Source organism: Paenibacillus taihuensis, from assembly GCF_003386535.1.
Lineage (GTDB): Bacteria > Bacillota > Bacilli > Paenibacillales > Paenibacillaceae > Paenibacillus_Z > Paenibacillus_Z taihuensis.
Window position 1 is genome coordinate 17,641 of sequence record NZ_QTTN01000055.1, and the last position, 20,807, is coordinate 38,447.

Consider the following 20,807-nt stretch of genomic DNA (forward strand, 5'->3'; position numbering starts at 1 on the left):
TTAGCTCACTCCTAGTATCGAATAGCATTGAATAGCACACCTGACCATTAGCCCTTTGCGGCTCCAAGCAAGGCGCTGCGATATTTTAACGGCGAAATTCCGGTCTTGCTCTTGAAGAATCGGGAGAAATCATCAATGTCCTCGTAGCCCGTCAACCGTGCAATCTCTGTAATCGGCTTGCTCTCGGTCTCGAGCAGCTGCTTCGCCTTGCGCAGGCGCAGCGACAGCTGCAGCTTGGTCGGCGTAATGCCGAACAGCTTCTTGAAGCGCTCCGCGATGTACGTTGGATGCATATAATAGCGCTTGCCAAGATCAGCTAGGTCAATCCGGCGATCCGGGTTATCGAGCAGCTCGGACAGCATCGCCATGAACGGCTCCGAATGGTCCGACTTCAACTGCACTTCCGGGTGGTGGATGGCTGCATCGACGAGAATGGCGACGAGCTCGAGCGCTTTGGCCTTCTTCATCAGACTGTCGGATATCGATAATGCACCTTCGGCAAATCGCCGATAGTCATGGAACACCGCCTCGAACGTATCCGGATTCGGCAGCTGGAAGCAGACCGGGAAGCGGAACGCCTGCAAAGCATCGATAGATTCCGCGATTTCCAGCGTAAAATGCCACCATAGAAACTCCGTCAGCTCGCTCGAATCTTTGACATGGTCGTGAATCTCATACGGCGGTATGAACACGACATCGCCTTGTCTGGCGTAGTAGTCTTTGCCTGCAATTCGAAGTCTGCAGGAACCCGACTTGATATAGGACACAATATAATGCGGAAGCTTCCGATTGATATGCCGCAGCTCGCTACGCCTGTGAAGATCGTGCGACAGCATGTGCAGCGACGCCTTCTCAATCATCGGCAGCCACGGGTGGCTGGGATTCATCTCAATACTCACTCCTTGGGCATTGCACATAGTTATGGGAATATACACCCTATTATACAAGCCGCATTTTTACACTCGTGAGGGAAAACTGTCTGCTGGGGGGGGATTCCCGTCCACAAAAAAACTCCGACGATCGCTCGCCGGAGCTTATTCATTAGAATTTGATAACAACCTGCAGCACTGGCTCCGCATTCGTGTCCAGCATCCGGTACGCCGCATCCGCTTGCTCGAAAGCAACCTGATGAGTCACAAGATCGGTCAGCTTCAATCGACCGGCGCGGGCCAGCTCCATGATGGTGCGTTCCATGCGCAGCCGATCCCAGCGATGAGTCAACTGAGGATTAATGCCGCTAATTTGCGAGCCGATCAGCGAAATGCGGTTGTGGTGGAACTCCTCGCCAAGATAGAGATCCTTCGCCCCGCCTTGATAAAAGCCCGCTGTAACGACGCGTCCATTGTACGCCAGACAGCGAATCGCCTCATGCAGTGCGCCTGCTGCGCCGGAAATTTCAATTGCCACATCGGCGCCTTTGCCGCCGGTAAGCTCCTTGATTCGCTTCGACACATCATCCGTTTGACGCGAGTTGATCGTGTGCGCTGCGCCAAGCTTTTGAGAGAATCCTAGACGGTAATCATCGAGGTCAATTGCGATGACGTCTGCTCCATTGAGCCTCGCAAGCTGGGCGACAAGCTGGCCAGGCACGCCTTGCCCGAAGACCGCAACCGTCTCGCCGATGTGAATATCGGCATCGAGAATCGCATTGAGCGCAATCGCTCCCATCTGTGAATAGATGCCTGCAAGGGGATCAACTCCCTCCGGGAGCTTATGATCATGTGCGAAGTCCGCGCTTACGGTGTGTGCCGACTTATGTCCCCACGTGCCGTAGACGACATCGCCTTCCTTAACGCCTTTAACGCCGCTTCCAAGCTCCGTTACGACGCCCACTTCCTCGTAGCCCCAGCAGCCACGCACGGGATAAAGCGAGGATTCGCTGTGTTCGCGCGGCTCGAATAGCCGCGACTCTCCGTTGAATTGCTTTTGCACGAACGGATTCACGCCTCGGTATGCCGTCAGCTGCGTGCCCGCGCTAATGCCGGAATAGAGCGTCGACAGCCTCACTTCGTCCGCCTGCAATGCAGGCTCTTCAATCTCGACCCATGCCACTTCTCTTGGTGCTATAAAATCCAATCTTTGTGCCGCCACGGTACCTCCGCCTCTCCAAGTATGCTTTTATAGCGTTAATCGTAGCATCTCCGGACTTGCGGGCTCCATCTCTGAACCGAAGCGGATTTTGGCATTTGTACAGGTGCAGCTTATGAACGAAGCGCTGCGATTGCCAGATCGATTGGTTCTACTTCGGATGGCTCGTTAATGATATAAAACAAAATCACATTAGCGAACAAATACTCTTTATGTGAGATAAAGTCTGCGGCAGCCGTCTGGTCTTCGAACGCCTTGAACCCTGCTGCTGCAGCTGACGCTGAAGGATAGATATAGATGAAGACCGACGGATCCTTCTCGCTGTGAATCGTATAAAGGCTCGGCTTCGCCCCATTGTAAGGACGCGCGAACACGGAGTTCGAGCTGGTAGCTTTTGCTGGGGTGAGTTGGATATGACGCTCTTCGAATTTGCTCCGAATGTCGGCTAACGTGAGCTGCTTCTCGGTCCCCTTGCATCCCGTAATAATGACGCTAATCAAGGCCAGCGCTGTCGTCATGAATGTAAATAGCCTGCTGCTCATGATGTTTTCACTTCCACGGTCCGAGGTCCGCCATTCCATACGACCTTCACGCCAAGCAAACTGCCCGCGTCGCTGATCGGAAGGTACAAGCTGCCGTTCAGCACGACCGGCGAGGAGAAGAGCGCTACTTGCTCCTTGCCTGTACCTGTCTCCGCATAGGGTGTGTCTTCTTGGATGGTAAAGGTATGGCTGCCCAGCGTAATTGCGGCTTGCTTGGTCGCTGTGTTATAGGTCACCTGAGCCCCGAGCTCCTCGGATAGAAATCGAAGCGGCACCAGCATTCGGTTATTGATCGTCATCATGCTTGGATTGATTGGCTTGCTCTGCCCGTTGAGTACAAGGGTAGCTTGAGCTTTCTTGTAAGCGCTGGTTGATGTGCTTGCGGTCAGCGGCTTTGTCAGTTCCGCAGGAATCGTGAAGGCATATAGCTTGCCTTCTGCTTGCACGAGCAGCTGGCTGCCCGACACCTGGAACTGCCCGAAGCTTCGAGCTGCAGTCTGGTAGCGGAACAGCGCTTTACCTGTTGTGACGTTCAGCGCATAGACCTCGCCGTCGGTCTGACCGACGAACATGCCGCTTTGATTGAAGTCGACGCGGCTCGCCGGATTGTCCAGTCCCTCGTAGTACACTGGGGTCTGGTCAAAGCGCTTGCGCGCGTGGATGCCGATGTTGTCGCTGTTGCGATAGAATTGCTTGCCGTCGTAGGGTCCGAGAATCCACTGGCCGCTGTCTCCCATGACGGACGGCTTGATGGTCGTTTGGTCCGCATTGAAGTTGTACGTATAGAGCTCATGGTACTGATTGGCAACGTAGATGTTATTCGCATCCATGACGACCCGGCTCGCGTATTGACCCAGTGGATCGACGTCTTGCTTGATCGGGACGAACGACTTGCTGCTTATGATTGTTCCAGTACTCAGGTCGACGATATCAATATCTGCAACGTATTTGCTGCTGTCGGTTTTCGGCCAATCGTCCAGCATATATAGTTTCGTTCCTTCCACCTTCAACAGCTGCGAGTGGCTGCCGCTCAGCTGCCATAGCGACTTGCCTGTCTGTGCATCAACGGCATACCACGTATTGACTGTAATTGCACCGGATTCAAAAGTGGGATTGAGGAGCACATTGCCGACCTTCGTCATGTTCGCTGAGCCCCGCACTCCGTTATGCCAGTTCTCTTGGCCGGTTGCAAGGTTGAAAGAGACGAGCCCTTTCGATGTCGTTAGGTACAGCGTGCTGCCATCAATGGAGAAAGCGGTCAGCGTGTCGGTCTTGGCCAGCTGGCAGATACGCTTGCCCTTGCCCGCCGTGTCGACGCGGTAGATGCTGTTATCCGTCTCGCCGCTCACATAGATCGCACCATTCGCAGCGACTGCGGAGCCGGACTTCAGCTTGGAGCCGTAGGTCCAGAGCTGTTTGCCGGTCTTGGCGTTTCTCGCGTGGAGCACGCCGCCTGCGACGTAGTAGAGATTGCCGTTCGAGATCGCGAGCACCGGCTGCTCGCGCTTCTCCGTCGTCGGCTTGTCCAGGTCAGCTGACCAGAGGGGTTTCGCGGTTGGTACTTTATTTTCGGAGTTAAACATCGCGGCGTCGATGCCGTAGCTCGTTGTATTGCTCACCGACTGCGCCGCAGCTTCGTGCGATGCGTAAGTCGTAAGTAATGCCGCCGCCAGCAGGGCGAGCAGCTTATGCTTAGGTTTGAGTTTGAGTTTGAGTTTGTGTTTGTGTTTGTTCAAGGTGATGGCTCCCTTCCGAATGTGGTCGTTTGAGAATTAATCTCTAGACGGGGGGAGGTGGAGAAAGGTTTCAGTGCATGGGGCGGTCAAAAAGAGTCAAATACAAGGTGAAAGTTTGTGCAGGTCCAGCAGACCAGCTTCATCCAGCGAAAGTTATTACTCGAAATAGCCAAAAAGGTCCAGCAGACCAGCTACATTCACCGGATGTAGCTACTCTAGGTACCCTCTTTGCGACCAATCCAGTGATTCTTGCCAATGTAGGTACTCGAGGTACCTTCTTTGCTCCAAATCCAAGGATTCCCGCCAATGTAGATACTCTAGGTACCCTCTTTGCATCTAATTCGGTGATTCTAGCGGAAGGTGTATCCTCCAGGGTCACACTTCGCTCCAAATCCGCCTTTTCGAGCTAATGTGTATCCCCTAGGGATACTCTTTGCTCCAATTCCACCTTTTCAAGCCAATGTGTATCCCTCAGGGATACACATTCACATCAAAAAAAAAGGGATACCAAGGGCATAGCCGCCCCGACCAACAGGGGGCTCCGCCAGATATCCCTTCCCTATACTTACCTTTTGCTTCCCTTGCTTCCCACGCTTCCCTTACTTCCCTTACTTCCCTTGCTCCCCTTACCTTCCCCCGCTACTTCCCCTCGGGGAAGTAGCGCAATATCGCGTCGCGAACCCCGATTACATCGCCGAGCACGTCCATCCCGCCATCCTCGAGGTACTCGATCGAGAAGTGACCGCTATAGCCGCGGCGCGCCAACGTGCCGAGCATCCAGTCGAGGTCGACGTCGCCCTCGCCTAGATGCGCCTGCATCCGATCCCGCGCGGCATCGCGGACGTGGACGTGAACGGCGTGGTCCATCAGCCACTCCGTCTCCCGAATATCGATGCCCTGCATCACAAAATGGCTCGGATCATACACGAGCTTCACCTCCGGCATCGCCGCAATCAATGCCCGCGCCTGCTCGAGCGTCTCGAACGGGCTGTGAATATGCAGCTCCAGCGCGAACGCGACACCCGCTTCGCGGGCTGCCGTGTCGTATTCGCGGAGCGTGGCGACGCAGTCCGCCAGCACATCCGCCCACGGACGCGAAGCGTCATTGCCCAGCGGCTGGATCGCGGCCAGCTGCACGCCATAGCGCTGCATCAGCCGGATCAGCGCCGCAATCTCAGCTCGCCGGAGCTCACACGCCGCCTCCGAGCGATCGTGCAGCTGCGGTCCCGTTCCGGTGTTGAGCGCCAGCGGAACGAGTCCGTAAGCAGACAGCCGATCATCCAGCCGGCTCACCGTTCCTTCCCAATCGGAAACCAGATCGCTCGGGTTCACGTGAACCCACCCGTCTATCGCGAGCAGGTCAACAGAGCGGAAGCCAAGCTCTGCCACGGTGCGGAGCGCCGCATCCAGCGAGCTTCCGCATCGAACAGAAGTCGAGCAAGCAATCGTCATTTTGCGCCAGCCTCCCTCTCCGCCCCCGCAGCAGCAGCCTGTTCCTCCGCAAGAATCAAATCCAGCGGAAACCCCTCCTGCTCAACCGGGAATTCAATCTTCGCACGCAGACGCGAAGATTCGAACACCGCGATCAGCATCTCGAGGCCGCGCAGCGCAATCGTTCCATCCAGCGGATTCGGCGTACCATGCCAGATCGACGCCGCGAGCGCACCGAACACGCCTGCAAACACGGCCTCGCTCGACTCCTCCTCAACCTCCACCGAACGCCAACCGCCTTCAGCGGAAGTATCCGAAACTAGAAGAGGCGGCTGGCTGCCATCGCCGCGGCGCCAAATGCTCCCCGCTGTGCCGACGATCTCAAAATCCTGATAGCCGCCGCCGCGAACCTGCATATCCCCGCAATGCAGCTCGCCGCGCACGCCGCCATCGAATTCATACATCGCGAGCGCGCCGCTCTCCACCGCGTGACCATACCGTCTGCCCGTATACGCGTATGGATTACGCGCTGCCTCTTCCCTCGATGCCGGCTCCTTGCGGCAAATCTGCCCAATCGCCCAGCGCACTTCCCGCTCATGCAGCAGATACAGCATCGAATCGGCCAGATGCGAGCCGTCCGACAGCAGATCGCCTGCGCATGAAGCGCGAATAAACCGCACATCGCCGATCGTGCCCGCATCGATCAGCTCGCGCATCTTCCGATACACCGCGCTCGTCCTGCGCTGGTGCCCGACTACGAACACAACTCCGCGTTCCCGGCACACCTCGACCATCTTACGCGCATCGCCAAGATTCGTCGCCATCGGCTTCTCGCAGTAGATACCGCGAACGCCGGCCTCCACGGCGAGCAGCGTGAACGGCGCATGCGTCGTATTCGGCGTCGCGATCACGACAACATCAGGCTGAACTGCTGCCAGCATCGCCGCATAATCCGTATATACTCCCACGCTACCGCCACCTAAGTCGCCGCAAGCTTCAGCTACCTTTTTCGCCGTCTCCTCGTTCAAATCACAGACAGCCACAAGCTCATAATCATCCGAAGCAGCAAGCGCCACCGCTTGATTTTTCCCCATATTACAGCCAACTACAACCGCGCGAAGCGGACTGACACGACTCATTCTCCATCACCATCCAATGATTGAATATAGGTAATCGACTTCTCGAGCGCCTCAATAGGCGATACTCCAGCAGGACAAACCATTTCAATCTCCATAATCAGTTCCTCCGGAAACGGCGCGTGCGCGAGCAGCAACTCATAGCAGTCCTGCAGCGGCACATCTCCCTCTCCAAGAACCGACCCGTCCACCTCAAAATAAAGCGGATTCGCATCAAGCACCGGTCTCACCTGATGATCCTTGAAATGCGTCCCGATCACATAAGGCGCCGCCGCCTGAAATGCCTCAAGCGGCCGTTCACCGATAAGGAACGTATTGCCTGTATCCAGGAAAATCCACAGGTCCGGCGTATTCAGGCACACCGTCACAAGATCCGAGCAGTAGAAATCCGCGTGATTCTCGAGCGCTAATTTCGTGCCGAGCTCCTTGCAGCCTGCAGCAAGCGGAGCAAGCGCAGCAGACAGCCGCTTCAAAGCAACATCAAGCGGGAACCTCTTATCGAATCGGCTCGTGTAATGCGCATGCGTCATTACGATTGCAGGCTTCTTGAGCTCGCACAACGCTGCCAACGACGACAAAATCTGCTCATTACGCGCTGCCACCTCATCCGCGTCAGCCGTAATATACGGATAGCCCGCATAAACGGCCAGCTCCATCCCGCACGCATCGAGCTGCGCCAACAACTCTCGCCGCTCCGCCTCAGGCAGCTGCATCAGGTCGCTTAGCCCCGCCGAGAACACCTCAAAACCCTTCTCTCGAAGCATATGCAGCCGGTCCATCTGCACATGCCCCGTATGCGCGGTCAGCTCGCCGTACCACGGACCCGCAAAGCCCCATTTTCCAACCTTTGTCCATCTATTCATGTGCAATGCCTCCGAACTCTTTCATGAAATCAACTAACGACCGCTCCCCATCAATCCGCGGAAAATATTCCAGCCCCACGAACCCGTCAACCCCGGTTTCCTTAATGGCCTTAAGCACATTAGCAAAATGAATCTCGCCCGTGCCAAGCTCGCCTCTGCCCGGATGATCGGCCACGTGGAAGTACCCAATCTCTCCGCTATTCCGGCGAATCGTTCGAATGAGATCGCCCTCCGTCACCTGCTGATGGTAAACATCGTACAGCAGCTTCACGTTCGGACTGCCCACCTCCCGAATTAGCGCAGCAGCTTCATCGGCATCCAGGAAATATCCCGGATGATCCACCAGCGTATTCAGCGGTTCAACGACCAACGTCACGCCTGCTTCTTCCAGCAAAGGAGCCGCAGCCTTCAAGCCTTCGATAAGCGTTGCCGCCTGCTCCTCCCTGCTAACGCCGGGAAGTGCATTCCCTGTCTGGCTTATCAAGTAACGGCAATCAAGCCGGCCAGCCGCCGCAACCTCGTCCTCCATCCCCCACGTTCTTTCTTACTGACAGTGTACACCTTGCAAAATCATCCCTCTATCGCATAACCACAACACTATTCGTCATTTCTACAGCCCTTGGACACAACGAAAAACCGCAGCCCCCATCCCGAAGAATAAGAAGCCGCGGCCTCGTCTAAATCATCATTATTGCCCTGACTCCAGATAGCGCAATTGCTCCGGCGTCAGCACGAGCTCACCTGCCTGGCAGCTATCCTCCAAGTAATTCAGCTTATTAGCGCCAATCAACGCAACGACTGGGAAAGGCTGCGAGGTCAAATACGCGAGCGCGATTTGCGAGCCTGTTACGCCAAGATTCGCAGCAAGCGACTGCACCCGGTCGAGCCTCCGGTAGCTCTCGTCGTTCGCATACATACCGATGACTGAATCCGCCCGCCCGCCCTCCGGCTTGAACACTCTGCCGTAGCGGCCGCTGAAGAAGCCTGATGCCTGCGCGGAATAAGCGAATATGGCGACATCTGCGGTATCCGCATACCACTGGCGTTCTCGTTCATCGATCGCGACAAGATCGCCCGGCAGCACCGGATTCAGCGAGGCCAAGTTCCAATGCGGCTGGCTGCCGATGAACGGCGCGAGGCCGGTCTCCCGCGCATAGCGATTGGCTGCATCAATACGTTCACTGGTCCAGTTGGAGGCACCGATGTTCCGTACACGCCCCGACGACACTTGCTCATGCAGCGCATCCATAATGGATTCCACCGAACGTTCAGGGTCATCGCGATGCACCCAATAGAGGTCGATAACGTCCGTTTGCAGCCGCTCGAGGCTCTCGCTGAGGTCGCTCCGAATCGACTCGACATCCAGCCGCTTCTGCGATAAGTCCGACATCGGCGGATGCGCGCCTTTCGTCGATAACAATACTTGATCACGCGTGCCGCGTTCCTGCAGCCATTGGCCAATCATCGTCTCGCTCGCCCCGTCGCCGCCAGGCACCCATGCGCCGTACACATGAGCCGTATCGATCAGATTGCCGCCAAGCTCCACGTAACGATCGAGCAGCGCGAAGCACGATTCCTTATCCAGTGCCGTGCCGAAATCCCCCGTTCCAAGCCCGATTACCGATGGTGTCAATGATGTGCCGGCAATGTTGGAGTACCGCATAGCCCTCATCTCCTTTTCTTGAACCGAATTATAGAACAGCTCTGCTGCTAATCTGCCACCATGCGATTTGTCAATTTCCAAGAGACGGCACGAACGCGGTCCCTGTCACATCGCCGTCTGCATCGATGTTGTCTACTGCGGACAACCCTTCGTAGATGCTCGCGACAATGCTGCAGGATACCGTTTCCCTCGGCTCCAGAATTCGATGCGTCCCTCGATCGATCCCATCCTGCAAGCCGACCGGATAACCGGTGCACGGCTCCAGCACGACGGTTTGCAGTTCCCGCCAACCGCCGTAAGAGGCGAACAGCCAGCAGCTTGGCAGCACTTCGTTATCATAGCTGAGGCCGAACCCGATGCCTTCGAGCGTATGCGTCAAGGCGCACCAGCCCGCCTTCATATCCGTTGCATATTGAAACTCGCTGACGCCGGACTCGGACGATAATGCTTGGCGCATATCATGTTTACCGCCTTGATCGTCTTCGGCGAACGGCCATTCATACGTAAAATTCGTCCTGCCCGTTCGCGGCGAGCCGAACCCTTCCACCATCATATTGCGCGCAGGCAGGTCGATGCGGGAATGCTCATCCGCTGCCATTGCAGCATGCAGCTTCCACAGATACGGCTGCGGCCGCCGGCCAAGATTCGTGATCGTATGCTGGAATCGCAGCTTCGATTCGCCCGCGCGCAGCGTGATGCGCTTGCTCAGGCGGCTCGCCGTAATCGGCGTTTCCACCCACATATGCAGCGTCACCGCTTCGTCGTCGGCACGCTCAATCGCATACTGCCACTGCAGCGTCCAGATTTCGCCGTGATCCGGCAGCATTTCCTCGTTGATGGATTCTGCCATATCGTTCGGATACAGCTCATCCCAGCCGCCGAAGAAATGGTCGTCATAGTTCGTGTGAAGCCCGACCTTGCGCGGCTTGATGCGCGGATGCTGCCAGAGGAAGTCTTTGCCTCGCGGCTTAAACGTAATTTGCCATATTTTCGCGCCGAGATCCGGCATGACGATAACGCGCAACTTCTCGTTCTCGATAACGACGGTGCGGACATCGTTGTACATCCAATTCGTATCTACGGTAACCGGTGGTACAGGTGGCACAGGTGGCACAGGCGGCACCTCCTCTTATTCCGTTATCGTTGCCAGCAGGTCAGCCCGAAGCGGCGTGAACGTCTCGATGACGACCGAGTCCTCGAGCGCTTTCACTTCATGCACCGCATCGCCTGGCACGACGATCTGCTCGCCTGCACCAGTCACGATGACCTCGCCGTTCATCGTCATTTCAAGCTTGCCGCTGATGACAAAAGTCAGCTGCTCATGCGGATGCGAATGCGCCGGACCGATCGCCCCGGTCTTGAACGTAATCATCATGCTCATCATGTCTTTGCCTGGCGGGAAAATCTTCCGCGTGATTCCTTCAATCGGCGAATGCCATTCTTCATAACGCGGCATGTTACGATACACCTCCTGGAATGAGCAGTACCTTCGACACATTGCCCGGCGAGCCAAGCAGCGTCTCAAACCAGCGCGCGCCTTCGCTGAGCGGCGCTTCGACGACACCTTCCGAGAGGGCGATGCGCCCTTCTTCCAGCCATTGCAAGGCTGTGCGGAAGTTCATTGCAGAGTAGGCAAAAGAGCCCGCCATCGTAATTTCGCTCCGGATCGCGAGGTTGATCGGCAGCGCCGATTCCTCTTCGTGCAAACCCGTGAAGACGGTGCGTCCGCCGGTCGTACAAGCCATGACGGCTTGTTTGCGCGTCAGTCCTGCGCCAACAGCATCGATGGCGACGTTCACGCCTGTGCCGCCGGTCAGGCGCTTCACTTCCTCCAGCGTATCGACGCCGGCTGGGCAGATCGTATGCTTCGCGCCAAGTCTGCGCGCGATTGCCAAGCGATCCTCGTTCATGTCGACCGCGATGATGTCTTTCACCCCGTATTGCAGCACGGCTTGCAGCGTGAGCAGACCGATCGGACCCATGCCGAGAATGAGCACTTTGTCCGTGGGTTTGGCCGCCGCCAGCTCCGCTACGCGCACCGCGCATGCTGTCGGTTCTGTCATTGCCGCGGTTTGCAGCGTCATGCTATCCGGAACCGCGTACACGAATGCAGCCGGGATCTTCACATATTCCGCGTTGCTGCCAGGCAGTGCCGCAGAGAGCAGCTTGCGGGAACCGCACAGCTGCTGCCTGCCTGTTAAACATTTCTCGCACTGTCCGCAAGTGACGAGCGGATTCGCGGTTACGCGCTGGCCGAGCTGCCACGCGCCGGATGCTTCCACGCGGCTGCCCATCGCCGCAATCGTGCCCGAGAACTCGTGGCCGAAGATCATCGGCGGCTTGCGCAGCGAGTTTTTGCCGAGATAGCCGCTCAGCTCCGAGCCGCAAATGCCGGTGAACGCAACTTGGATGACGATTTCATCCTCGCCCGCGATCGGCAAGTCGACCTCTCGAATATTCATCTCTTTCGGACCTTCATAGATAAGCGCCTGCATCTGCTTCTGCAATTGCATGAGTTGCTGCTCCTCTCTGGATTAAAGAGGCGCTAGGCTCGTCGCCCGCACCTCTTCTGAAGTTGATTAGAATGTAATCGACAGTCCGCCGTCGACCGGAATAACCGCACCGCACATATAGGACGCATCCTCCGATGCCAGGAAAGCGATAACGCCGGCTACTTCCTCCGGCTGCCCCTGACGCCTTTGGGCGATTTTGCCCCGTGCGACATAAATATCTTTGAACCAGTCCGTCTCGTGCTCCTTCACGCCGTCGACCACAGACATTGGCGTCTCGATGAAACCGAGCGCGACCGAATTTACACGAATGCCAACGTTGATTAACTCCAGCGCCGTATTGCGGGTAAGCTGGTCCATGGCGCCTTTGGCCGCATTGTAGCTCGACGACTCCTCCAGCGCACGGCTGCTGTTAATGGAAGAAACGTTGATAATTGCGCCTTGCGTGCCTTTGGCCGTCATGAGTCTGGCAGCTGCTTGCGTGCAATAGAACGTGCCGTTCACGATAATATCGAACACCTTGCGCCAGTCCTTCATCTCCGCGCCGAGAAAACGCATCGGCTCAAACGTAGCCGCATTATTCACAAGAATGTCGAGCTGACCGTAGGTTTCTTCGATCTGCGCGAACATCGACGCGACAGATTCCTCGTCAGAGACGTCCCCGACGATGAACTGTGCCTTATAGCCTTGCGCTTGCAGCTGGGTCTCCGCCTGCTTGCCGACATCGGCGCGACGTCCGGTAATAATGACGGTCGCACCTTCGGATGCTAGCCTAGTTGCAGCCGCGAAGCCTACTCCAGTCGCGCCTCCTGTAATGAAGGCAACTTTCCCTTCGAATCTACTCATATACGGATAGCGCCTCCTTCATTAGTTGACGCGGTATTGTTCCACAACTGCTTCATCGACTGTGATCCCCAGACCCGGACGATCCGGTACATGCACGTAGCCGTCCTTGAACGTAATCTTCTCGGATACGAGGTCGCGCGCCAGCGGCGAAGACGAAGTCGTATGCTCGATCATGAATCCGTTCGGAATCGATGCTGCAAAATGCGTGCTCGCCGCAACGAGTATGCCTGTCTTAAACGCATGCGGCACCACAAGCTTATGACGCTCATGCGCCATATATGCGATCCGTTTGCCTTCCGTCAGACCGCCGCAGCGGCCGAGGTCAGGCTGCACGATGTCGTGTCCGCCTTCTTCGATCAGACGGCGGAATGCGGTCACGCCGCTCTCTTGTTCGCCGCCTGCGACGCGAAGCGATGTCCGTCTCGACAGCTCCTGGTAGTCGGCCAGATTCTCGGGATGAAGCGGCTCTTCCAGCCAAAATACCCCGTACTTCTCGTACACTTCCGCCATGCGAAGCGCGCCCTTCAAATCCCACACCAGACCGCCGTCGATCATAAGATCGATGTCGTCGCCAACCGTTTCACGAATCGCGTGAACCTGCTGCTCGTCGAATTTCGCATCCCGGCCGATTGGACCCCAGCCGAACTTCATCGCTTTGTAGCCTTCCGAGGCGAACTGGCCCGCCATTCGAACCGCTTCTTCAATCGTGTCCGGCATGAGCGAGCTTGCGTATGCCTTCAGCTTGGAGCGGTACGTGCCGCCGAGCATTTCGGATACGGGACGGCCCGCTTTCTTGCCGGCAATATCCCACAGTGCCATGTCGATGCCGCTCATTGCGTGCATGGCAGGACCACCGCGGCCGAAATAGATGGTGCCACGGTACATTTTGTCCCAGAGGCGGTCGATCTCAAGCGGGTTCTCGCCGATGAGCAGCGAACGAAGGCCTGTCGCAATAGAGTGCGACGGCGGAGCGTCGATGCATGCTTTTGCCACGAGCGGAACAGAATCTACCTCGCCATAACCGGTAATACCTTCGTCGGTATGAATGCGGATCATAAGCGTGTCCTGAGTGCCGTCGCAGCGCTCCGCATCAAGGTCGGGAATACGCAGGTAGATGGATTCAACTTCGGTAATCTTCATTAAAATCCTCCATTCGTAGATAGATGTAGTTGGCCGATTTGCGGGAATGAGTACATGAGCACAGTAAAACGCTTTCACTAGTTGCATTAATTGTAATTGCCATTTTCGCATATTGTCAACAATATTTATCCTCGTTGTCAGTTGCTGATTGTTGACAAAATACAATATGATGCTTTTTGATGCGTTTCGGGGTATACTAGTGATACTTAGTAGAAAGCGTTTACTGCTGCAGAAGGAGATACCACCTATGTCCGATTTCACATTTAAACAGCAGGCGAATACGTCGCTGCGCGAGAAAGTGACGAACGATCTGCGGGAAGCGATTCTGAACGGCCATCTCCCGCCGGGTTCACGCATTAAAGAGATGGATATCGCCGAGCAAATGGGCGTCAGCCGCGGACCAATCCGAGAAGCGATTCGCCAGCTCGAGCGTGAGGGTCTGCTGCTGTCGTATCCTTATAAAGAGACTGTCGTGGCTGATCTCGATGCCGATGAGGTTCAAAACATTCTCATGCCGATCCGCTTCCACATTGAGTGGTTCGTCGTGAAGCGGTACTTGGACAAGCTCGATGACAGCTTCTACGCGAAGCAGCAGGAGATCGTCGACGACATGCGCGCAGCCGTTGAGCAGGGCGAGAAAAGTCGTCTCGTCGACCTCGACATCCTGTTCCACCAGTCGATTCTGGAGCTGGCAACCGAGCGGACCGTCATGCTGACGTGGCAAAGCATCGTCAACCAAATCCGCCTCCACTTCACGAAGAACATCTCGTTTTACAACCTCGACAATATGGAGAAGGACCACCAGGATCTGCTCGATGCGTTCCGCACCAAGGATCTCGGCCTGATCCAGCAGGCGATACTCAAGCATCTGGACAGCGATGATAATTTGCTGTGCTTTACGAAGTAGCGCGTACGGTTGCGGCGCGATGCGGAGGGATGCAGTGGGATGCGCTGGGCGCGGGCTTCGCCGCCGGTTTTTTAGCTGAGAGAGCGTATTTGCTCTCTCGGCTCTTTTTTTCACCATCTCAGCTCTCTTTTTCGCCGATTCGGCGGACGAGAGAGCGTATTTGCTCTCTCGATTGCTTTTCGGCGGGTTCCGACGCTGGTTCTATACTGAGAGAGCCAGTTAGGAGCACTCGTCTCACGGGAACTGCAATGTTACTTGAGCTCCTGCGCTGAGAGATCCTATTCGGCTCTCTCAGCGGACTTTTGGCGCGTTTTCATAGCTGAGAGAGCCATTTCGGAACTCTCGTCTCAAGGGAACTGCAATGTTACTTGAGCTCCTGCGCTGAGAGATCCTATTCGGCTCTCTCAGCAGACTTTTGGAGCGCTTTTGAAGCTGAGAGAGCCATTTCGGAGCTCTCGTCTCGCTGGAACTACAAGGTTACTTGAACTTCTGAGCTGAGAGAGCATATTTGCTCTCTCAGCAACTCTCGCACCACCCTAGCTCCCCCGCCACCGCCTCTTCCCTACGTGTAAACAAGCCCCCCACTCGGACATACTGCTCCTATAACTTTCACCCAGGAGGCGAGCACGCTAGTGCGTTTACTGCTCTTTGCTGCAGCTATCGTCATCATTTGTGTTGGCGTTGATCGCTATATCGCTCACCATTGGATTCAACGGACTTATCCGGCTAATGGCGCTGTTAACGTGCCGCGGGATGCATTAATTATGGTGAACTGGAAAGGCACACGCGGCAGCCACATGAGCATGTCGGTACGCTACGCAGATGCGCCGGATGTCCCCCTCTACGGTACTGGTTCTGCCACGATGTATGGGTTATCTTTTCTCCCCGCCCCTCCGTTATCGCCAGGCAAAAAGGTCATTGTCCTCGTCGACGCCGGCAGACGGCATCACGAGTTTACATTTACAACTACAAGGAGCTAGCGAGGACATCCGGCTGGCTCTTCCCCCCCACCTTATTCCAACCTGCAAGTAAAACTAACAAGAAACTAATATTTTCCACTAAAGTTTCTAAACGGTTTTCGACGATAGTTATCCATGGAGCATCAGTACCTGCCCGCTCCCTTATCCCCTACAATCTATCGATGAAGGAAGTTGAACCTGATGAAACGCAGTCTATTTGCACTTACACTCCGTAGCAAGCTCATTATTGCTTTTACGGTTATTTTGCTCGTGCCAAGCCTTACGATCGGGTGGTTTTCCTATCAGACCGCCAGAGATCAGATCGAGAGCCGCATGAACATGACGGTTACCGAAAATGTTCGCGTCAGCGACGAAATGCTGAATGGCTACATCGAGTCCATCACCACAGACATCGACTTCTTGTCGCAGACGTTGAAGCTGACTGCCAGCGCGCCTACTCCAGCGGCCGGTCTGCTACTGCAGATGGATGCATTTCAAAAAGTACACGCGCAGGTGGAAACCGCCTATGTCGGAACGAGCAAAGGCGAAATGCTGCTCAGCCCGCAGCAGGAGTTACCGAAGGATTTTGACCCGCGTACTCGTCCTTGGTATGTAAGCGCGATGAAGTCAGACGGCAAAGTCGTCATTACCGATCCTTACATCAATGCAACCGACGGCAAAGTCGTCGTGTCCATTGCCAAATCCATTCCGAATGGAGCAGGCGTAGTCGGCGTGGACCTCAACCTTGACGCGCTGAGCAAGCAGATCGAAAGCATCAAAATCGGCAAGGACGGTTACGTCTCCATCGCAGACACGACCAAGAAGTTCTTGATCCACCCGCATTCGCAGCCAGGTGCAGCAGTACCTGACGATATTGCAGCACAACTGTACGGCGGCACGCAGGACTCATTTACTTTCAATGAAAAAGGCATCACGATGCGTGAAGTTGTGATGACGAATAAGCTGACAGGCTGGAAGCTTGCAGGCACTTTCAGCGTAGATGAGATTAACAAGGATGCTTCCACGATATTGAATCAAACGATACTTGTTGTGGCAATCTGCCTTATTGCTGGCGCAGCGCTGATCTATGTCATCATTCGCGCGATTGTTCGCCCGATTCGGGCTCTCATTAAAGTGTCGGAGCAAGTGAGCGAAGGCGATTTGACCGTATCGCTCGACGTTTCCGGCGCGAAGAAAGACGAAATTACGAAGCTGTGCAAGAGCTTCAATGCGATGATCGTTTCACTGAAATCGCTTCTGACCGAAGTAAACGAAACGTCCCATCAGCTTGCCGCATCTTCGGAGCAGCTCTCCGCCAGCTCGGATCAAACTTCAACCGCTACACAGTTTATTGCCGAAAATATTCAGCAGATGGCGATGGGCTCCGAGAAGCAGGTGGAAAGTGTGAGAGTAGGCTCTGCATCGGTTGGCGAAATGTCCCGCGGCGTTGAGGAAATCGCCTCGAACGCGCGGTCCGTCACAGACGTTGCAGTGCAAACCTCCCATATCTCTGCTGAAGGCAATACGGCCATTGAGACCGCGATTACGCAGATGCAGTCCATTGAGCGGACATTCGAGGAATTGTCGCAGGTAATTACGGATTTGACTCAGCAATCGGCTGAAATCAGCCAAATGGTCAATCTGATTCAAGATATTTCATCGCAGACGAACCTGCTTTCGTTGAACGCATCCATTGAAGCGGCAAGAGCAGGCGAGCACGGCAGAGGCTTTGCGGTTGTTGCGCAGGAAGTGAAGAAGCTGGCGGAGCAGACGGCTGCGTCGTCGAAGAGCGTCATCGACCTTGTAGGGTCGATGCAGGGCGGCACTGAGCGCGCAGTAGAATCGATGAATGCAACGTCGGTGGAAGTTACGGCCGGTATCGCGGTAATCAGCCGCGCAGGCGCACTGTTCAAGCAAATTCAAGGCTCCGTCCTTGAGGTTGAGGCGCAAATTAAGGAAGTATCGCAAGTGTCGCAGCAAATTTCCAATGACGGACACGAGACGGTTAACGCAATTAACACGATCTCCGGCGTCGTCCAAGAAACCGCGCTCGCTACGCAAAATGTTTCGGCCGCCGCGCAGCAGCAGCTCGCATCGATGGAGGAAATCGCCGCATCCGCCGCGTTCCTCACGAAGATGGCCGAGGATCTGCAGCAGCGCGTTGAACGATTTAAACTATAGTTTTGTTGTCCTTAATCGAGCAGGCTCCGCACCGTTAGGTGCGGAGCCTGTTTTATTATGCGATGTTGATCGCCCGTGCCGCGAGTACAGCAACAATAACAAGCGATATGGATGCCTGCATCATCGTTAGAACTTTGGCCGTTTTGGATAGCACGAGCGTATCCGTTGGACTAAACGCGGTGTTTGTATTAAAGGCCAAGAACAAATAATCAAGAAAAGCCGGGTTCCAAGATTTCAAATCTTCACGACCGGACGTCATTTGCGGGAAAAGGAAATCCGGAACCCGATCTTCTTGTTCGTTTCTCGCTCTCGGTCCGCCGCGATCGATCTCCCAGTACCAGACAGAGAATACGAGAATATTGGTCACCCAGAGCACCAACGCGCTTCCGAACAACTCGCTTGCGCTTGCGGCATGTGTAAAAAGTTGATGCAAGAGGATGCCAACGCTGCTGATAAGTCCGATCATCACGATGCTGTTCGTAATGACCGCGAATGTCCGTGCCCGCTCGTGGTGCCGCTTTAAAATGGAAATGATGAGCGGAACGAACATGCAGCCCGCCAGGACCGGCAATGCCCAATTCTGCCAAACCGTCAATTGTTCCGGCAAGTAGCTAAGTAAAATTAAGATGACAATAATGACCGTAAAATAAGCATATCTCGGATGCTGTTTCACGCTTTTATCCCCTTTTTGCTAAAATCGCTCCATGATTGTACAAGGGCATCATGATTTCAACGGTAGTCCCTTTATTTTCCTCGCTGGTCACTCGCATTTTGGAGAGAACATGCTCCGGCATGCCGACCCCTTGGTCATGAAAGCGAATATAAGCCATACTTTCATCGCAAGTCAGATGAATCGCAAGTTCCCCGCCACTGGGCATCGCTTCTATCGCGTTTTTCACAAAATTAATGAATACCTGCTTCATAGGATTGGCTTCGCAGGTGATTTGTACTTGGTCGTTATCGAAGTGAGTTAGGATTTGAACATTGCACATGTTAGCTTGCGCTTCTAATAGAGCGACAACCTCTTGAATCAGCGAAGCGATCGTCTCCGGTTGAAAATTAGCCACGATGGGTTTGGCAAGCATGAGAAGCTCGCCAAGAATCGTATCAATACGCATTATTTCCGAGGACATAATTTCGTAATACGTGCTTTTGTTGGCACCAGACTGCAGCATTTGCAGGAACCCTTTCACGGCGGTTAACGGGTTGCGAATTTCATGCGCGATTCCTGCCGCCAACTCGCCGGCAATCGATAACTTCTCTGCTCGGATGAGCAGCTCTTGCGACCTTTTCTGCTCTGTAACGTCTCTCAGAATGACAGCCAATCCGCTCAAATGATCTTCTTCATTTCGAAGCGCGAAATAGGATATGGCTACGTGCAGCTCAGATCCGTTCTTGGTTTTTCGTATCGCCTCATACCCGACGACACTTTGACCTAATGCTGCTTCCTTTAGATTTCGGGTGACTTCGGACCTGTTATCAGCCGGAATAATCGGCAATTCCAGTGCTTTAAGCCCAAGCAGCTCATCGCACGACCATCCAAATACCTTCTCGAAAGCATCGTTCACTCTGATTATTTCATGATGCAGGTTCAGAATCATGATCGAATCGGTATGATTGGTGATGAATGATTCCAGCTGCTGCCTTGTTGCATGCAGTTCGCCTTTTAATTTCGTGCTTGCCGTCCTCTCTCTTTCCATACTCATCTTATGATCGCTTAGAACCGACATCGAAGGAAATACCGCATCGCTCTTCGCATAAAGACTGGAGCTTACCAACTCCTGATCTGTCATCAGATATTCATGGTTTCTCAACATCATGTTTAGAAAAGAAGCGGATACCTCATTCCCATTGTACGCACACACAGAGACTAATTTCATGGCATGAACCTTATGATCCGATTGGTTTTCAAAATGCTTGAGCTTGCCTAATATCTCCGCCTGGTCCTTCCATGCCACATGAGCCCATGTTCGTATAGAAATGGGTTGATCCTTGAACGGAGCAAAGATTTCGTCCGAATGGTTTAATATCGTATCGTAGTGAAAGTCCCCGTACGCACCGTAAAAAACATGGTTATCGAAGAAATGGATATCCCCGAATTGTTCTAGTGGTAGAGAACGCATCAGGTTACTGCGAATTTGATCGATCATGGACTGGTTATCAATGACAAAGAGATGATGTCCCTGCTCTAAGCCAGTTAAAATAAAGGAAACCGCATTTTCCACATAACGTTGCGGGTCCTCGTAGATATATAAGATATGCCCGCCATCCGAGAGCTGCATGAGCTCGTTTAATTGAATCGTTGGTTTACTCACTGTGAACCTCATTAAACATTTATTACGAATGGTCTTCTAGTTGCCGAAAAAGAGCATCTAATTCCGTTCATATCTTTAATGAGTTCGACAAAAGTTACCTCTGCCCTCCATAAATGGATAAAAAATAGAAATTAAATCCATTTTCTAACAAATCGAGTAGGCCCATGCGCAATTGCATGGGCCTCTCACAGATCCGGACGTGCGGGTCATCGCATCCGGCTCCTCCATGATTATCCCCGTTGGGGATGAAGGTCTTTTTGGATCGAGGACAAACTACTTAGACCGATTTCTTCAAACCACTTGTTTGGCATCGCATACTGCGCATACGTCGAGTAGGAGCTGCGCCAAGCGGTCATTCGTAACCCCGGCAGTTCTCTATCCCATCCTCGTTTGCGCATCTCTCGATGAAGTTTCCTTATCTTCCTCCAGCTTCGCAGCTGTACCGACCGGAGTCTTCTTCTTATCCAACCATCGAGATCTCGGAATCGTT

The 20,807-nt window shown here is 54.4% G+C and carries 19 protein-coding genes; 3 read left to right on the plus strand and 16 right to left on the minus strand.

The genetic code is table 11. From position 1 onward, the window contains the following. Positions 1–47: 47 nt before the first annotated feature. The 14 genes from A8990_RS28500 to A8990_RS28565 form a co-directional block, all read right to left on the minus strand. On the minus strand, positions 48–887 hold the full coding sequence (locus A8990_RS28500) for a helix-turn-helix transcriptional regulator (RefSeq protein WP_181909832.1): 840 nt from the start codon (positions 885–887) through the stop codon (positions 48–50). Positions 888–1,041: 154 nt separating this feature from the next. Further along, positions 1,042–2,076 carry a zinc-binding dehydrogenase gene (locus A8990_RS28505; protein WP_220376848.1) on the minus strand — a complete coding sequence of 345 codons (1,035 nt, stop codon included), beginning with the start codon at positions 2,074–2,076 and terminating at the stop codon, positions 1,042–1,044. A gap of 125 nt (positions 2,077–2,201) precedes the next feature. Then, positions 2,202–2,630 carry a hypothetical protein gene (locus A8990_RS28510; RefSeq protein WP_116192413.1) on the minus strand — a complete coding sequence of 143 codons (429 nt, stop codon included), beginning with the start codon at positions 2,628–2,630 and terminating at the stop codon, positions 2,202–2,204. Further along, the gene (locus A8990_RS28515) at positions 2,627–4,366 is read right to left on the minus strand and encodes an outer membrane protein assembly factor BamB family protein (RefSeq protein ID WP_116192414.1); all 1,740 of its coding nucleotides are present in this window, start codon (positions 4,364–4,366) and stop codon (positions 2,627–2,629) included. The genes A8990_RS28510 and A8990_RS28515 overlap by 4 nt, the downstream gene beginning before the upstream one ends. Before the next feature lie 639 nt (positions 4,367–5,005). Beyond that, positions 5,006–5,818, minus strand: coding sequence for a sugar phosphate isomerase/epimerase family protein (locus A8990_RS28520; RefSeq protein ID WP_116192415.1), 813 nt, complete (start codon positions 5,816–5,818; stop codon positions 5,006–5,008). Beyond that, on the minus strand, positions 5,815–6,936 hold the full coding sequence (locus A8990_RS28525; protein ID WP_116192416.1) for a Gfo/Idh/MocA family protein: 1,122 nt from the start codon (positions 6,934–6,936) through the stop codon (positions 5,815–5,817). Before A8990_RS28525 ends, A8990_RS28520 begins: the two co-directional genes overlap by 4 nt. Continuing rightward, positions 6,933–7,796, minus strand: a complete 864-nt coding sequence (locus A8990_RS28530; protein WP_116192417.1) for a sugar phosphate isomerase/epimerase family protein — start codon at positions 7,794–7,796, stop codon at positions 6,933–6,935. The genes A8990_RS28525 and A8990_RS28530 overlap by 4 nt, the downstream gene beginning before the upstream one ends. Beyond that, positions 7,789–8,325, minus strand: coding sequence for a hydroxypyruvate isomerase family protein (locus A8990_RS28535; protein ID WP_116192418.1), 537 nt, complete (start codon positions 8,323–8,325; stop codon positions 7,789–7,791). The genes A8990_RS28530 and A8990_RS28535 overlap by 8 nt, the downstream gene beginning before the upstream one ends. Before the next feature lie 159 nt (positions 8,326–8,484). Continuing rightward, entirely contained in the window at positions 8,485–9,459 is a 975-nt protein-coding gene (locus tag A8990_RS28540) for an aldo/keto reductase (protein ID WP_181909833.1), read from the minus strand. A 70-nt stretch (positions 9,460–9,529) separates the two neighbouring features. Continuing rightward, positions 9,530–10,573 carry a DUF4432 family protein gene (locus A8990_RS28545; protein WP_116192420.1) on the minus strand — a complete coding sequence of 348 codons (1,044 nt, stop codon included), beginning with the start codon at positions 10,571–10,573 and terminating at the stop codon, positions 9,530–9,532. A 15-nt stretch (positions 10,574–10,588) separates the two neighbouring features. Beyond that, complete coding sequence (locus A8990_RS28550; RefSeq protein ID WP_116192421.1) at positions 10,589–10,915, minus strand: cupin domain-containing protein; 327 nt, start codon at positions 10,913–10,915, stop codon at positions 10,589–10,591. 1 nt (position 10,916) lies between these two features. After that, entirely contained in the window at positions 10,917–11,972 is a 1,056-nt protein-coding gene (locus A8990_RS28555; RefSeq protein WP_116192422.1) for a zinc-dependent alcohol dehydrogenase, read from the minus strand. A gap of 66 nt (positions 11,973–12,038) precedes the next feature. Next, positions 12,039–12,815 (minus strand): SDR family NAD(P)-dependent oxidoreductase, encoded by a 777-nt coding sequence (locus tag A8990_RS28560; protein WP_116192423.1) that lies wholly within the window; start codon positions 12,813–12,815, stop codon positions 12,039–12,041. Between the two features lie 21 nt (positions 12,816–12,836). Beyond that, positions 12,837–13,955 carry a mandelate racemase/muconate lactonizing enzyme family protein gene (locus A8990_RS28565; protein ID WP_116192424.1) on the minus strand — a complete coding sequence of 373 codons (1,119 nt, stop codon included), beginning with the start codon at positions 13,953–13,955 and terminating at the stop codon, positions 12,837–12,839. Positions 13,956–14,202: 247 nt separating this feature from the next. On the opposite strand from A8990_RS28565, the gene A8990_RS28570 reads away from it, so the two are divergent. The 3 genes from A8990_RS28570 to A8990_RS28580 all read left to right on the plus strand — a co-directional run bounded on the left by A8990_RS28570 (position 14,203) and on the right by A8990_RS28580 (position 18,002). Continuing rightward, entirely contained in the window at positions 14,203–14,862 is a 660-nt protein-coding gene (locus A8990_RS28570) for a GntR family transcriptional regulator (protein ID WP_181909834.1), read from the plus strand. A gap of 632 nt (positions 14,863–15,494) precedes the next feature. After that, positions 15,495–15,842, plus strand: a complete 348-nt coding sequence (locus A8990_RS28575; RefSeq protein WP_116192426.1) for an Ig-like domain-containing domain — start codon at positions 15,495–15,497, stop codon at positions 15,840–15,842. A gap of 180 nt (positions 15,843–16,022) precedes the next feature. Beyond that, positions 16,023–18,002, plus strand: a complete 1,980-nt coding sequence (locus tag A8990_RS28580; protein WP_116192427.1) for a methyl-accepting chemotaxis protein — start codon at positions 16,023–16,025, stop codon at positions 18,000–18,002. A gap of 55 nt (positions 18,003–18,057) precedes the next feature. On the opposite strand, the gene A8990_RS28585 is transcribed toward A8990_RS28580, so the two are convergent. Beyond that, positions 18,058–18,675 carry a DUF1345 domain-containing protein gene (locus A8990_RS28585; protein ID WP_116192428.1) on the minus strand — a complete coding sequence of 206 codons (618 nt, stop codon included), beginning with the start codon at positions 18,673–18,675 and terminating at the stop codon, positions 18,058–18,060. A 4-nt stretch (positions 18,676–18,679) separates the two neighbouring features. Then, positions 18,680–20,317, minus strand: coding sequence for an MEDS domain-containing protein (locus A8990_RS28590; RefSeq protein WP_181909835.1), 1,638 nt, complete (start codon positions 20,315–20,317; stop codon positions 18,680–18,682). Positions 20,318–20,807: the final 490 nt, after the last annotated feature.

Excerpts from the sequence above, each read along its gene's own strand:
- A8990_RS28530 (WP_116192417.1), bottom strand. The coding sequence starts at position 7,796 with ATGAATAGATGGACAAAGGTTGGAAAATGGGGCTTTGCGGGTCCGTGG.
- A8990_RS28560 (WP_116192423.1), bottom strand. The coding sequence starts at position 12,815 with ATGAGTAGATTCGAAGGGAAAGTTGCCTTCATTACAGGAGGCGCGACT.
- A8990_RS28540 (WP_181909833.1), bottom strand. The coding sequence starts at position 9,459 with ATGCGGTACTCCAACATTGCCGGCACATCATTGACACCATCGGTAATC.
- A8990_RS28525 (WP_116192416.1), bottom strand. The coding sequence starts at position 6,936 with ATGAGTCGTGTCAGTCCGCTTCGCGCGGTTGTAGTTGGCTGTAATATG.
- A8990_RS28500 (WP_181909832.1), bottom strand. The coding sequence starts at position 887 with ATGAATCCCAGCCACCCGTGGCTGCCGATGATTGAGAAGGCGTCGCTG.
- A8990_RS28520 (WP_116192415.1), bottom strand. The coding sequence starts at position 5,818 with ATGACGATTGCTTGCTCGACTTCTGTTCGATGCGGAAGCTCGCTGGAT.
- A8990_RS28510 (WP_116192413.1), bottom strand. The coding sequence starts at position 2,630 with ATGAGCAGCAGGCTATTTACATTCATGACGACAGCGCTGGCCTTGATT.
- A8990_RS28570 (WP_181909834.1), top strand. The coding sequence starts at position 14,203 with ATGTCCGATTTCACATTTAAACAGCAGGCGAATACGTCGCTGCGCGAG.
- A8990_RS28535 (WP_116192418.1), bottom strand. The coding sequence starts at position 8,325 with ATGGAGGACGAGGTTGCGGCGGCTGGCCGGCTTGATTGCCGTTACTTG.
- A8990_RS28550 (WP_116192421.1), bottom strand. The coding sequence starts at position 10,915 with ATGCCGCGTTATGAAGAATGGCATTCGCCGATTGAAGGAATCACGCGG.
- A8990_RS28580 (WP_116192427.1), top strand. The coding sequence starts at position 16,023 with ATGAAACGCAGTCTATTTGCACTTACACTCCGTAGCAAGCTCATTATT.
- A8990_RS28555 (WP_116192422.1), bottom strand. The coding sequence starts at position 11,972 with ATGCAATTGCAGAAGCAGATGCAGGCGCTTATCTATGAAGGTCCGAAA.
- A8990_RS28565 (WP_116192424.1), bottom strand. The coding sequence starts at position 13,955 with ATGAAGATTACCGAAGTTGAATCCATCTACCTGCGTATTCCCGACCTT.